Consider the following 14,119-nt stretch of genomic DNA (forward strand, 5'->3'; position numbering starts at 1 on the left):
GGTGTTGGGCTAGGCGATTTCGCGCCAGTCGAGCCCGTGTTCCTGATTCGCCACCTGGAGCCAGTCCGGGTCGCACCCAAGGGTGTCGACGAAGCACTGGCGGGCCAAGTGTGGCAGGTTGTTCTTGCTGCTGAGGTGGGCCAGCACCAGGTGTTGCAGGTTGTTCCAACCCAACTCGTGCACCAGGCGCGCGGCCTGGTGGTTGTTCAAATGCCCTTGCATGCCACCCACCCGCCGCTTCAAGAAGGCCGGATAGTGGCCGCGCGCCAGCAGGTCGCGGCAGTGGTTGGCCTCGATCAGCAGTGCATCCAGGCCCTGGTAACGCTCCAACAGCAGCGCGTCGTACGAGCCCAGGTCAGTAAGCATGCCAAAACGCCGCTGACCATCGCTCACCACGTACTGCAATGGCTCGTAAGCATCGTGCTCGACCCGCGCTGCGGTCACTTCCAGGCTCCCGATGCGCAGGCTTTGGCCACAAGCGAGAAAACCGGCCACCTCGACCGGCTTGCGCATGCCGCGCAAGGTCCCTTGGCTGAGGTAGACCGGTACATTGTAGCGCCGTGACAGCAAGCCGACCCCATGCACGTGGTCGGCATGTTCGTGGGTGACCAATACCGCACTGAGCTGGGCCGCCGACACACCGAGCAGCGCCAGGCGCCGCTCGGTTTCGCGCAGGGAAAAACCGCAATCGACCAGGATGAACGTGTCACCACTGGCGATCAGCGTGCCGTTCCCTTGGCTGCCGCTTCCGAGTACCGCGAAGCGCACTTAGCCCAGGTGGTCCTGAATGGCGCTCAGCACGCGGCGGGCGACATCGGCCGGAGCCACGGTGTTGATGTTCTTCTCGACCGTGACCTGCACGGTCTCACCCACCTTGCTCAGGCGAACCTGGTAACGCTCGGCACGGGCTTCACGCTCTTCCTTGGTCGGCTCGCTGCCGAACAGGCGGCTGAAGAAGCCAGGCTGGTTCTGCTTGTCGTCAGGCTTCTCGGACAGGTTGATGTAGTACAGGCCCAGGCTGCGGTTGATGTCTTCAACACGCCATTCGCCACCCTGCTCCAGGGCACGGCCCACGCCAGACCAGGCGCGGTCCAGGTCGGAGCCCAGATACAGTACCGGGTTGCCGCTGCCGTCTTCGCTCAGGCTAACGCGGCTGGGTGCGTCGAAATCGCGCGCGGCCAGCAGCGACACCGAACCACCCTTCTCGGCGCTGCGGTTCATGCTGGCAAGCATTTCATCGACCAGCAGGGCATCGGTGCCGGTATTGCTGGAGGTGGACGGGAACGCAGGATCGGCAGTGCTGCCCGCCGGGCGCTCGACGCTGACCACATACACTTCGGAGGTGTTGCGCTGCACGCCAGGCTCCATGCGCACACGCACACGCACCTCGCTGTCACCGCTGCTGGCAGTGCTGGCCAGACGCTGGCCAAGCGATGCCGACAGCTCATCGAAACGCTGCCAGGTGGTATTGAACTCACCTGTCTGCGGACGCTCTTCAGCAATGCGGAAGCCGTTGTCCTCGAAGAACTGCCGGGCTACCGGCCACACTTCGGCTGGCGAATGCTGGGCCAGTACCCAACGGCTGCTGCCACTGCGCTGCAGGCTGTAGTCGGTGAGCTGGGCGGCACCGCCGGTCAGCGGTTGCGGGCGCGGCACTTCGAACTCACCCGCGACGTTATCGTCAGCGACGTTACGCGGAATCGGCAGCAGCGGGTCAAGGCGCTTGACGTTGCTGGCGTCCGGCGGCAGTTGCATCGGCGCGGTCGGGTGGGCCTGCAGGTAGTCACTGCCGCGGTCGCGGAAATAGCCATCCTCGCCCCACAGCCAGCCACACCCGCTGGTGCTGGAGATAATCAGGGCAAGGGCGGAAAGACCAGCCAGTCGCTTCATGCGGTGTACTTCCTCTTAAACCAGTACGCCGGACTGGCGCAAGGCAGTACGGACTTTTTCGTGGCAGCCTTCGCTCAGCCAGGTCAGGGGCAGGCGAATACCTTTTTGCATCAGGCCCATTTCGACGAGCGCCCATTTCACCGGGATCGGGTTGGACTCGCAGAACAGGTCTTTGTGCAGCGGCATGAGTTTTTCGTTGATTGCGCGGGCCTTCTCGGCATTGCCCTCAAGGGCGGCCTCGCACAGGTCGGCCATTTCGCGCGGAGCGACGTTGGCGGTGACGGAGATGTTGCCCTTGCCCCCCATCAGGATCAGCTCGACGGCAGTCGGATCGTCGCCGGACATGACGATGAAGTCCTTGCTGACGCCATCGAGGATGGCCTTGGCGCGGGCCAGGTCGCCCGTGGCTTCCTTGATGCCGATGATGTTCGGCACGGTCGACAGGCGGATCACGGTCTCGGCCTGCATGTCGCAGGACGTGCGGCCGGGAACGTTGTAGAGGATCTGCGGGATGTCGACGGCTTCGGCAATGTGCTTGAAGTGCTGGTACAGGCCTTCTTGCGTCGGCTTGTTGTAGTACGGCACTACCAGCAGGCAGGCGTCGGCGCCAGCGTTCTTGGCGTTCTGGGTCAGGTGCACGGCTTCGGCGGTGGAGTTGGCACCGGTGCCGGCGATGACCGGAATCGGTTTGGCGCTGCGTTTGACGCGCTCGACCACGTGCTTGATGACCAGGATGTGTTCTTCGACATCCAGCGTGGCCGACTCACCGGTGGTGCCGACAGCGACGATCGCATGGGTGCCGTTTTCCAGGTGGAAGTCTACAAGTTTGTCGAGGCTGCCCCAGTCAACACGCCCTTGTGCATCCATGGGTGTGACCAATGCCACCATACTGCCCGCAATCATGTAACTGCTCCTGCCGGAAAAAGAGAGCGGTAATGGTACTGGGGGCATCGACCTTGCACAAGCGAAGCAGGCGGGTGGAGCATTCCCCTCGGCGGCTTATTTCGCTACCCTTGGCCCTTTGATCGGTGCAGCGCGGCCCGCCGGGCCGTCGACCTTGCTCCCCGCCAGCGTCCAAGACCTCGCATGCGAGCCCCGGGCCCTGCCGACAGGAGGCTTTTGCCCGTCCTGTGCCGACCGCTCATCGCTTTAGGAATGCTGCATGTCCACCCCCACCGTCCGCGAACAATTCCTTGTCATCAGTGCCCTGGGCCCGAACCCCATGGAGCTGGCCAACGTCCTCAGCCGCGCTGCCTTCGAAAACCGCTGCGCGGTGGTCACCTCGCGCCTGAGCCGCCACGGCGAGACCAGCGCTCTGGTGCTGCAGGTTGGCGGCAGCTGGGACGCCCTGGCACGCCTCGAATCCACCCTGCCAGGCCTGGGCAAGAAGCACGGCCTGACCCTCGACGTGGTCCGCAGCGCCGACCAGGAAGTGCGCCCGCAGGCCCTTCCGTATGTGGCCTACGTCAGCGCTGCCTACCGCCCCGACATCATCAACGAGCTGTGCCAGTTCTTCCTCGACCACCGCGTCGAGCTGGAAGCCATGACCTGCGACACCTACCTGGCACCGCAAACCGGTAGCAGCATGCTCAACGCCCAGTTCACCGTGATTCTGCCAGCAGGCACGCAGATCAGTTGGCTACGCGACCAGTTCCTGGACTTTGCCGATGCCCTCAACCTCGACGCACTGATCGAGCCATGGCGGCCACAGAACCCAATGTAAGGAAACCGATCATGGCTGTAGCACTCGACCAACCTGTCGCCGACTTCCAGGCCCAGGCCACCAGCGGGCAAACCGTCAGCCTTGCCGAACTCAAGGGCCAGCAGGTGGTGGTGTACTTCTACCCCAAGGACAGCACCCCAGGCTGCACCACCGAGGGCCAGGGCTTCCGCGACCAGCATGACGCCTTCGCCGCGGCCAACACCGTGGTATTCGGAGTGTCGCGTGATGGCATCAAGTCCCACGAGAACTTCAAGGCCAAGCAAGGCTTCCCGTTCGAGCTGATCAGCGACAAGGACGAGGCCCTGTGCCAGCTGTTCGATGTGATCAAGCTGAAGAAGCTGTATGGCAAGGAGTACATGGGCGTTGACCGCAGCACCTTCCTGATCGACAAGGACGGTGTGCTGCGCCAGGAATGGCGCGGGGTGAAGGTGCCCGGGCATGTGGATGCAGTTCTGGCTGCTGCTCAGACCTTGAACAAGGCTTGAAATTGAATGGGGCTGCCTTGCAGCCCTTCGCGGGCACGCCCGCTCCCACAGGAATTGTGCAGGGCCCAGTGGGAGCGGGCATGCCCGCGAAGGGCCGCAGAGCGGCCCCAATTACCTTCAAAGCATCGGTGAAACGCTAGGCTCCTGCTTGGGCCACGCATCCAGCACGGCCTTGATCAGCGTCGCCAGCGGGATGGCGAAAAATATCCCCCAGAACCCCCATAGCCCGCCAAACAGCAGCACTGCACAAATAATCGCCACCGGGTGCAGGCTCACCGCTTCAGAGAACAGCAGCGGCACCAGCACATTGCCATCCAGCGCCTGAATGATCGCGTACACCGTCATCAGGTAGATGAACTGGTCGCCCCAGCCCCACTGGAACAGCGCAATCAAGGTGACCGGCACAGTCACGACCACTGCGCCCACGTAAGGCACCACCACCGACAGCCCCACCAGCAACGCCAATAGCGCTGCGTAGTTGAGCCCCAGGCTGATGAAGGCAATGTAAGTGGCAATGCCGCAGATCAAGATCTCGATGCCCTTGCCGCGGATGTAGTTGGCGATCTGCCGGTTCATCTCGCTGCCCACCCGGCTCAGCAAGGTGCGCTGGCGCGGCAGGTAGCCGCTAACCCAGCGGCCAATGAGTTCGCGATCCTTCAGGAAGAAGAACACCAGAATCGGCACCAGCACCAGATAGATCATGGCATTGACCAGCAGTGGCAGGCTGGACAGCGAGAAGGTCAGCGCCCATTGACCAAACTTGCCAATTTCACCGCGCACCGACTCGATGGCGTGCAACACCTGCTCGTCCGACACCAGGTGCGGATACCGCTCCGGCAGCAGCAGCAACAACGACTGCCACTTGCCAAGCATCCCCGGCAGCTCGTTGAACAGCGTAATCAGCTGGTGCCACAGCAACGGCACCAGCACCAGCATGAACACCGCCAGCGCGCCCATGAACAGGGCGAACACCAGCATCACTGCCAGCCGTGTCGGTACCCGCACGCGCTCCAGGGCGTTGACCAGCCCCTGCATCAGAAACGCCAGCACCATGCCCGCCAGCACCGGCGCGAGCATGCCGCCCAGGGTGAGCACTGCGGTAAATGCCAGGAACAACAGGACCGCCAGCACCACTGCTTCCTCATCGGAGAAGTAGCGCTGCACCCAGTCGCGAAAGACTTTGAACATTGACGATCCTTGGAAAAGACTCAGGCCTTGCGCAGCCAGTAAGTGTAGGTACCGGCCTCGGCCGTTTCATGCAGCAGGGTATGACCGGCCAACTGGGCGAAAGTGCGGAAGTCGCGCTGCGAGCCTGCGTCAGTGGCGATGACCTTGAGCACCGCACCACTGGCCAGGCGATTGAGCTCCATCTTGGCCTTGAGCAGTGGCAAAGGGCAATTCAGCCCGCTGGCGTCCAGTTCGGCGTCGCAGGTCAGGGTGTTACTCATCGCAGGGTCTCCAAAGGCGTCGCCAGGCTGCTTCCTGGCATGGCTGGCTAGGATAGCGCCACTGGTCGTCAACGTGTGAGCCCGCTACAGTAGGTATCTTTGATCCGACGCGAGCTTCATGCATGAATCTACTGCGCCCTACCCTGCTGACGCTGGCCTGCCTGATGGCCCTTCCCGGCCATGCTGACGACCTGCCATCACTGGGTGATGCCAGTTCTGCGATCGTCTCGCCGCAACAGGAGCACCAACTGGGCCGCGCCTGGCTCAGCCTGCTGCGCGGCCAGGTCAATCAGCTCAATGACCCACAGCTCAAGGACTATGTCGAAACCAGCGTGTACAAGCTGGCCGAAACCAGCCAGCTGCAGGACCGGCGCCTGGAATTCATCCTGATCGACAGCCGCGAGCTGAACGCCTTCGCCGCCCCGGGTGGCATTGTAGGGGTCAACGGTGGGCTGTTCCTCAACGCCCAGACCGAGGGCGAATATGCCTCGGTGCTGGCCCACGAACTGGCGCACTTGTCGCAACGCCACTTCGCGCGGGGTGTCGAGGCTCAGCAGCGCATGCAGCTGCCGATGATGGCGGCGCTGCTGGCCGGCATCGTGCTGGCCGCAGGTGGCGCCGGCGATGCGGGCATCGGCATGATTGCCGGCACCCAGGCAGCGGCCATTCAGGAGCAACGGCGCTTCTCGCGCCAGAATGAACAGGAAGCCGACCGCATCGGTATCCAGAACCTGGAAAAGGCCGGCTACGATCCACGCAACATGCCGACCATGTTCGAGCGCCTGGCACGCCAGTACCGGTATGACGCCAAACCGCCGGAATTCCTGCTGACCCACCCGGTGACCGAATCACGTATTGCCGACACCCGTAACCGCGCCGACCAGGCGCCCAAGGGTGGCATTGAAGACAGCATGCGCTACCAACTGATCCGCGCCCGGGTGGCACTGATCTACGAGGGCACACCGGGGCTTGCCGCCAAACGCTTCCGTGCCCAACTGGACGAAGACCCAAAGCTGGACGCTGCACGTTATGGCCTGGCCTTGGCGCAGATCAAGGGTGGGCGATTGAACGAGGCGCGTGAAATGCTCAAGCCGCTGCTGGCCAAGGCGCCCAACGACATCACCTACAACCTGGCACAGATCGACCTGGACATCACCAACAACCGTCTTGCCGACGCCCAGCAGCGCGCCGAACGGATGCAGGGGCTGTACCCGGGCAACTACCCGTTGAAACAGGTGCGTGCCGACCTGCTGGTGAAACAGAACAAGCCGGCTGAGGCCGAGAAGGTGTTGAACGAGCTGGTGAAGAGTCGGCCGGATGACCCGGATGTGTGGTACGACATGGCCGAGGTGCGTGGCTTGTCGGGCAATACCATTGGCTTGCACCGGGCGCGGGCCGAGTACTTCACGCTGGTCGGCGACTTTGACCAGGCAATCCAGCAGCTGGATTACGCCAAGCGTCGGGCAGGCGGTAACTTCCCGCTGGCCTCACAGATTGACCAGCGCCAGCGCGAGATCATGGAGCAGCGGCGCATGGTTCAGGAAATGATGGGGCGCTGAAGGCGATTCGCGGGCAAGCCCGCTCCCACAGGTACTCCACCGCCTTGGTAAACGGTGCAATATCTGTGGGAGCGGGCGAGCCCGCGAAGAGTATGACGCGGTCTGGCGTCAGGCATTACCAGACAGCTTCAGCCGCGCCGCCTGGGTAAAGTCCAGCATGCGATTAAGCGGCTTGATCGCCTTGGGCACCAGCGCCGGGTCGACGAAAATCTCGTTGGTGCCGTTACGCAGGCAATCCAGCACCCGCTCCAGGGTGTTCATCGCCATCCACGGGCAGTGCGCGCAACTGCGGCATGCCGCGCCGTTGCCGGCGGTGGGGGCTTCGACGAATTCCTTGTCCGGGCACAGCTGCTGCATCTTGTAGAAGATGCCGCGGTCGGTGGCGACGATGAAGGTTTTGTTCGGCAGGGTCTGGGCAGCCTTGATCAGCTGGCTGGTGGAGCCCACCGCGTCGGCCAACTCGATCACCGCTTCCGGCGACTCGGGGTGCACCAGGATCGCAGCATCCGGGTACAGCGCCTTCATGTCGGCCAACTGGCGCGACTTGAACTCCTCGTGAACGATGCAGGCACCGTCCCACAGCAGCATGTCGGCACCGGTTTGCTTCTGGATGTAACGGCCCAGGTGCTGGTCCGGGCCCCAGATGATGGTTTCGCCGTTGTCCATCAGGCTTTCGACAATTTCCAGCGCGCAGCTCGACGTCACTACCCAGTCGGCGCGTGCCTTCACCGCTGCGGACGTGTTGGCGTAGACCACCACGGTGCGCTCAGGGTGCTGGTCGCAGAAGGCCGAGAACTCTTCTACCGGGCAGCCCAGGTCGAGCGAGCAGGTGGCCTCCAGGGTCGGCATTAGCACGCGCTTTTCCGGGGTGAGGATTTTTGCCGTCTCGCCCATGAAGCGCACACCGGCCACGATGACCGTTTCGGCCGGGTGGTTCTTGCCGAAACGGGCCATTTCCAAAGAGTCGGATACACAGCCGCCGGTTTCTTCAGCCAGTGCCTGGATGACCGGGTCGCAGTAATAGTGGGCAACCAGCACCGCATTCTGGGCTTTGAGCTCGGCAGCGATGGCCGCACGGTATTCGGCCTCCTGCTCGGCTGTCAGCGGGTTGGGCTGCTTGGCGTCGAGGTGGGCCTGAACCAAAAGGCGTTCGGAAATCTGGGTCATGATCGCTGGACCTGCAGGCGCGCTTGCGCGTCAAATCGAGTGTATCACCCGGCCCTGGCAGATCGGCTAAGGGTGCCGGACGGCACACTGACCGCCACGGCCCTCTGCGGGCGCGGATTATTATCGGAGGCCGAAGGCTACAGACAATCCAGCGATTACTAAAGTGGTTTTTGTGTTGCCTGTACTGGCCTCTTCGCGGGTAAACCCGCTCCTACACTGTGAAATCCTTGTAGGAGCGGGTTCACCCGCGAAGAGGCCGCAACAGGAGAAACCATCACCCCTGCGGCGACAGGGCCGCCAGATGCGCCGCCATGAACATGGCAAATTCTTCCACGGTCATTTTTCTGCCATTGAACTCGACCATGCCATCGGCATAGTGCAGGCTGCTGACCACATCATCGCCCTGCACGATAGCCATGCCGCTCTGCAACGCCATCATGCCGACCATCTCCCCCGCCTGACTCGACTGCATGGCTATCGCTTGGGTGTCGGTCTGGCCATCCAGCAATGCCTGCAAGGTCGCCAGGTCACCAATCATCGGCTTGGACAGCGACAGCTTGCCTTTCACCTCAGTGATAATCTGCTTGCTCAGCTGGTCCGGCGGCAGGTCGAAGCTGGTCGGCGCGGCAAGGTCCATCGACAGGTTGAAGCGGCTCTCGCCATTGGCGGTCTTGAACGACAGGTTTTCCACCGCCAGCTTGGGCTTGGCGGCCAGCAATTTCTGCAAGTCACCCTGGAAGCGGGCCTTTTCGGCATCGTCCATCTGGATCTGCGGCACCGGCTGGCCAGCCGCACTGGCGGCCTCGAACTCCGGCAAGTGCGACTGGTACCACTTCGACAATGCCTGCAACGCCGGGGCGTTAACCGAAGTCACGCTCACCGCCATCTGTGCCTTGCCTACCGCGCGGCCATCCCAGCTGATGTCGCCGACCTTGTACTCCGCGCGCCCACCCACGGTGTCCGTGCCCTCGAGGGTTTGCAAGGCCTTCTGCTCCAGCCCCTTGATCAACAGCACCTGCTGTCTGGGCCCAAGTGTGACCTTGGTTTCAGCCAACGCCAGATCGACGTTGCCCACATAGATGGCGTCGTGCACAGTGGCTGCGAGGTTACCGCCAAACGTCAGCCCTTTGAGCTCGAACGTGGCCGGCGGCTGGTCGTCTTGCACCCTTTTAATCACGAGACTGTCGGCCTGGCCGTGGAACGTCGAGGCCTTGCCCTCCTTGTCCCCGCTGACTTCGAACTGCATGCCCGAGAAGTCCAGGCTGTTGCCATCCGCTTCATCCAACTTGAGCGGCGCCAGCTGAACCTGGCTGACCACACTGCCGCTGTAACCCAGGCTGGTCTGCGCACTGATCGGGGCCTTTTCACCCGCAGCGGCGAACCATGGCGCGACGGCCTCATCCTTCTGCAGCGTGCTGTTGCTGACCGCCATTACCGGCATCAGCTTCAGCGCCCTGACCCTGGACCAGGGAAACGGGCCGTGCTCGATCTGGTCGGTCACGCCCACGTCAAAATTGATCACTTCGCCCTCACCCACGTTGATGTCGCGAGCCTTGAGCCGGTACTGGGCAGTACTGCTGAAGAGATGCTGCTCCAGCGACACACGCTCGATGCTCATGCTACCACCGGTACTGACCAGGGCCTTTCCGAGTTCGGCGTTGCTGCGTGCAAGGGCGTTGTCCAGCTCTGCAGGCAGCTGCTTGCCGGTGTACCAGGCGCCTGCGGTAGTTGCGACGGCAATGGCGATAGCCAGGCCGGAAAGGATGCCAACTGATTTCTTCATGAATAGAACCGATTGCTGTCCGTAAGGGCTTCGAAGGCGGCCAGAGGCCACGCAGAAAACGAAGAGTACCACCCCCGATTGGACCGAGCGCTGGCCCAGGTCGAGAAATGCCATTTTTCGGACACGTCTGACACCGAGGCAAGCAAGCAAAGGATTCGTTAATTTTTACGAACACGCCAGTTGATCATAATCGCAAATAAACGCGCAAAAACCGAACAAAACCCGTATTTAATCGATAAATATTTCAATTTAGCAACATCTTGTCATGTTTAACTTGACACCCACCTACCCATCGTTTTTTATTTTCACCACTTTGCGCGCTCCCCCGCGCCTCCCGCCGCTCCAACATAAAAGGTGAACAATATGGAGCCCATCCGCTCGCCCTTGCCGCATGCGCAATACACCGTGCCCGTCGTTTACGCCCAGCAGCAGGAGCCATGCCAGCATGCAGCCTGACCAGAGCGCTTCCGGCAACGGCCAACTCCGCAAAACCCTGCGCCTCTGGCACGTGATCATCATCGGCCTGGCCTACCTGACCCCGATGACCGTGTTCGACACCTTCGGCATCGTCAGCGGGGTTACCGCCGGCCACGTACCCAGCGCCTACATTCTGGCGCTGGCCGGCATCCTGTTCACCGCCGTAAGCTATGGCACCCTGGTAAAGCGCTTTCCGCAGTCGGGTTCGGCTTACACCTACACCCAACGCGCAATCAACCCGCATGTGGGCTTCCTGGTCGGCTGGTCTTCGCTACTGGACTACCTGCTGCTGCCAATGGTCAACGCACTGCTGGCCAAGCTTTACCTTTCAGCCATGTTCCCGGAAGTGCCGGAGTGGATGTGGGTGGCCGGCTTCGTCACCCTGATCAGCCTGATCAATATGCGCAGCGTGAACCTGGTGGCGCACTTCAACCTGCTGTTCGTGGGTGTGCAGGTGGCGATCATCGCCGTGTTCATCTACCTGTGCGTGCGCGGCCTGGACCATGGTGAAGGGCTGGGTACCACCTGGAGCCTGATACCGTTCGCCGACAGCCAGACCCAGTTCAGCGCCCTGGCCGCCGGTGCGACCATCCTGTGCTTCTCGTTCCTGGGCTTTGACGCTGTCACCTGCCTGTCCGAGGAGACCCGCGACCCGGCCAAGACCATCCCCCGGGCGATCTTCCTCACCGCATTGATCGGCGGCGTGGTGTTCATCACTGTGTCGTATTTCATCCAGGCCTACTTCCCGACCATGGCCCGTTTCCACGACCAGGAAGCGGCCCTGCCGGAAATCGCCCTGTACGTTGGCGGCAAGCTATTCCAGTCAATCTTCATCGCCTGCACCGTAATCAACACCATCGCCTCGGGCCTGGCCTCGCAAACCAGCGTGTCGCGCCTGCTGTATGTAATGGGCCGCGACAACGTGATCCCGGCCAGGGTCTTCGCCCGCCTGCATTCGCGCTACAAGACACCCGTGCTGAACATTGCCGTGGTCGGCGTCATTTCGCTGTCGGCGATCTTCTTCGACCTGGTGACTGCCACCTCGATCATCAACTTCGGCGCCCTGGTCGCGTTCAGCTTCGTCAACCTGTCGGTGATCAACCACTGCTACCTGCGTGAAGGCAATCGCAAAGGCCTGTCCAACCAGTTGAAGTATCTGGTACTGCCTACCATCGGCTTCTGCATCATCGTCTCGCTATGGCTGGACCTGAACGCACATTCGCTGATGTTTGGCGGCATCTGGGCTGCGCTCGGGCTGGTCTACCTGGGCTGGCTGACCAAAGCCTTCCGCTCGGCACCACCCAACTATGTCGCCGAATGAACCCTGCTGCCCACAACGCCCGCGCCTGACCGCGGGCGTTGTACTTGACCGATAAGGAAAGCCCTCATGCCGCTGCGTCGCCTCTCCATCCAATGGAAGATCACCCTGCTCGCCGGGCTGTGCCTGCTGGCCATTGTCGCCTTGCTGGTAGCCACCTCGCTGACCCAGGCGCATCGCAGCGCTGCCCTGGTCAACCAGGCCAACACTGCCATGCTTGAAAACAGCGCCCGCCAGCGCCTGCAGGCCCAAGCCGAAACCCAGGCCTTGCGTATCCAGCGCTACTTCATGGACGCCTACCAGTACGGCAATGGGTTTGCCCGCCTGGTGCAAGTGCTGAAGGCCCGTGGTGGTAGCGACCTGCGCGCCGAACTGACCCGCCAGGCGCGTGCCAGCCTGGCCGGCAATCCGGATGTGATCGGTCTGTACCTGGTGTTCCAGCCCAATGCCCTGGACCAGCAGGACAGCCAGTACCTCGGCCAGGACGCCGTGGGCAGCAATGAGAGCGGGCGTTTCTCGCTGTACTGGTCACAACCCAGCCCCGGCACCCTGGAACTTGAAGCCATGCCGGAAACGATGCTCGGTGACAACAGCATTGGCAGCAACGGCGCGGCGAAGAACCGCTGGCTGACCTGCCCGCAGGACACCGCCAGAACCTGCATGCTCGAGCCGTACCTCGACGAGGTCAACGGACGCCAGGTGCTGATGACCAGCATCGCCCTACCATTGCTGGAACACGGCAAGGTCATCGGCGTGGTCGGCATTGACATCGGCCTGGCCAACCTGCAGCAACTGAGTGTGGACGGCCGCCGCGATCTGTTCGACGGCCAGGGCCAGGTGAGCATCGCCACCGCCGCCGGCCTGCTGGCCGGCAACAGTCGCGACGACAGCGCACTCGGCAAGCCCATGGACAAGGCGGTAGCCGACGGGCTGCTGCGCGTGGCCCACCCCTTCATGCCCATCCCTGACACAGCCCAGTGGCAGGTATTGCTGGAGTTGCCGGAAAGCGTGCTGCAGGCCCCTGCCGTAGCCCTCAACCAGCGCCTTGATGCCCATAACCAGAACGCCAACCGCATCAGCCTGCTGATAGGCCTTGGCACGGCAATCGCCGGCTTGCTGCTGGTATGGCTGACCGCGCGCGGCGTTAGCCGGCCAATCCTGGCCGTGGCTGCACGCCTGGAAGACATTGCCAGTGGCGAGGGCGACCTTACTTGCCGCCTGGACTACGCCCGCCAGGATGAACTGGGCCAGCTCACCAGCTGGTTCAACCGCTTCCTCGACAAGTTGCAACCGACTATTGCCCAGGTCAAAGGGTCGCTGCAGGAGGCACGCGACACCGCCGACCAATCGGCCGCCATTGCCAGCCAGACCAGCAACGGCATGCAGCAACAGCACCGCGAAATCGAACAGGTGGCCACAGCGGCCAACGAAATGAGCGCTACAGCCCTGGATGTCGCCCACAACGCCTCGCAGGCGGCCCAGGCCGCACGTGCTGCGGATCAGGCCAGCCAGGAAGGCTTGCAACTGGTGGACAGCACGCGCCAGGGCATCGACCGCCTGGCCGCAGGCATGAACACTGCCATGGACGAGGCGCGCGCACTGGAAGACCGCAGCGGGCAAATCGGCTCGGTGCTTGAAGTGATCCGCACCATTGCCGAGCAAACCAACCTGCTGGCACTGAATGCCGCCATCGAAGCGGCCCGCGCAGGCGAAGCCGGGCGTGGCTTCGCCGTGGTTGCCGATGAGGTCCGCGGCCTGGCCCAGCGCACGCAGGTCTCGGTGGAGGAAATTCGCCAGGTCATCGAAGGCCTTCAACAAGGTACACAGGACGTTGTCGGGGCCATGCATGCAGGCCAACGCCAGGCCCAGGACAGCGCCGCACGCATGGAGCAGGCATTGCCAGCACTGCAGCGCATTGGCGAGGCGGTGGCGGTCATCAGCGACATGAACCTGCAGATTGCCTCGGCGGCGGAAGAGCAGAGCGCGGTGGCCGAGGAAGTGAACCGTAACGTGGCCGGCATTCGAGACGTGACAGAATCACTGGCCGGGCAGGCCGATGAATCAGCACGCATCAGCCAAGCCCTGAACCGGCTGGCCAACCAGCAGCAAGCGCTAATGGAGCAGTTTCGCGTCTAGCCTGTGAGGGCCTCTTCGCGGGTAAACCCGCTCCTACACGGGATTTGCACTGCTCTTGTAGGCGGCGCAAGCCCCTGTAGGAGCGGGCTTGCCCGCGAAGAGGCCGGTACAGACACCACAGCATCATCGTTTT

General features: G+C 62.6%; 12 protein-coding genes. 5 read left to right on the plus strand and 7 right to left on the minus strand.

Translation table 11 applies throughout. The features are described 5' to 3' along the window. Positions 1 to 9: 9 nt before the first annotated feature. The 3 genes from ACYCCG_RS07430 to dapA are packed head-to-tail and all read right to left on the minus strand — an operon-like array spanning position 10 to position 2,793. Positions 10 to 768, minus strand: a complete 759-nt coding sequence (locus tag ACYCCG_RS07430) for an MBL fold metallo-hydrolase (RefSeq protein ID WP_209967576.1) — start codon at positions 766 to 768, stop codon at positions 10 to 12. After that, positions 769 to 1,890, minus strand: coding sequence for an outer membrane protein assembly factor BamC (bamC, locus tag ACYCCG_RS07435; protein WP_209967578.1), 1,122 nt, complete (start codon positions 1,888 to 1,890; stop codon positions 769 to 771). It lies immediately after the preceding gene. Between the two features lie 15 nt (positions 1,891 to 1,905). Then, positions 1,906 to 2,793 (minus strand): 4-hydroxy-tetrahydrodipicolinate synthase, encoded by an 888-nt coding sequence (dapA, locus tag ACYCCG_RS07440; RefSeq protein ID WP_003254739.1) that lies wholly within the window; start codon positions 2,791 to 2,793, stop codon positions 1,906 to 1,908. A gap of 259 nt (positions 2,794 to 3,052) precedes the next feature. Between dapA and ACYCCG_RS07445 the strand changes: the two genes are divergently transcribed. Both ACYCCG_RS07445 and ACYCCG_RS07450 read left to right on the plus strand, forming a co-directional pair. Continuing rightward, positions 3,053 to 3,613 (plus strand): glycine cleavage system transcriptional repressor, encoded by a 561-nt coding sequence (locus ACYCCG_RS07445; RefSeq protein ID WP_003254741.1) that lies wholly within the window; start codon positions 3,053 to 3,055, stop codon positions 3,611 to 3,613. A gap of 11 nt (positions 3,614 to 3,624) precedes the next feature. After that, on the plus strand, positions 3,625 to 4,098 hold the full coding sequence (locus ACYCCG_RS07450) for a peroxiredoxin (protein WP_014755600.1): 474 nt from the start codon (positions 3,625 to 3,627) through the stop codon (positions 4,096 to 4,098). A gap of 117 nt (positions 4,099 to 4,215) precedes the next feature. Here ACYCCG_RS07450 and ACYCCG_RS07455 read toward each other — a convergent pair whose 3' ends face one another. Both ACYCCG_RS07455 and ACYCCG_RS07460 read right to left on the minus strand, forming a co-directional pair. Further along, on the minus strand, positions 4,216 to 5,286 hold the full coding sequence (locus tag ACYCCG_RS07455) for an AI-2E family transporter (RefSeq protein ID WP_021783345.1): 1,071 nt from the start codon (positions 5,284 to 5,286) through the stop codon (positions 4,216 to 4,218). A 20-nt stretch (positions 5,287 to 5,306) separates the two neighbouring features. Next, on the minus strand, positions 5,307 to 5,546 hold the full coding sequence (locus tag ACYCCG_RS07460) for a sulfurtransferase TusA family protein (protein ID WP_021783344.1): 240 nt from the start codon (positions 5,544 to 5,546) through the stop codon (positions 5,307 to 5,309). 122 nt (positions 5,547 to 5,668) lie between these two features. Between ACYCCG_RS07460 and ACYCCG_RS07465 the strand changes: the two genes are divergently transcribed. Beyond that, positions 5,669 to 7,105, plus strand: a complete 1,437-nt coding sequence (locus tag ACYCCG_RS07465; protein ID WP_209967580.1) for a M48 family metalloprotease — start codon at positions 5,669 to 5,671, stop codon at positions 7,103 to 7,105. 108 nt (positions 7,106 to 7,213) lie between these two features. Here ACYCCG_RS07465 and nadA read toward each other — a convergent pair whose 3' ends face one another. After that, positions 7,214 to 8,272 (minus strand): quinolinate synthase NadA, encoded by a 1,059-nt coding sequence (gene nadA / locus ACYCCG_RS07470; RefSeq protein WP_003254747.1) that lies wholly within the window; start codon positions 8,270 to 8,272, stop codon positions 7,214 to 7,216. Positions 8,273 to 8,546: 274 nt separating this feature from the next. Next, complete coding sequence (locus tag ACYCCG_RS07475; RefSeq protein WP_459669931.1) at positions 8,547 to 10,055, minus strand: YdgA family protein; 1,509 nt, start codon at positions 10,053 to 10,055, stop codon at positions 8,547 to 8,549. A gap of 445 nt (positions 10,056 to 10,500) precedes the next feature. Between ACYCCG_RS07475 and ACYCCG_RS07480 the strand changes: the two genes are divergently transcribed. Next, the gene (locus ACYCCG_RS07480; RefSeq protein WP_459669932.1) at positions 10,501 to 11,853 is read left to right on the plus strand and encodes an APC family permease; all 1,353 of its coding nucleotides are present in this window, start codon (positions 10,501 to 10,503) and stop codon (positions 11,851 to 11,853) included. A 66-nt stretch (positions 11,854 to 11,919) separates the two neighbouring features. Continuing rightward, positions 11,920 to 13,986, plus strand: a complete 2,067-nt coding sequence (gene mcpU / locus ACYCCG_RS07485; RefSeq protein WP_209967586.1) for a methyl-accepting chemotaxis protein McpU — start codon at positions 11,920 to 11,922, stop codon at positions 13,984 to 13,986. Positions 13,987 to 14,119 lie beyond the last annotated feature (133 nt).

It is taken from the genome of Pseudomonas sp. VEM90 (genome assembly GCF_054611535.1).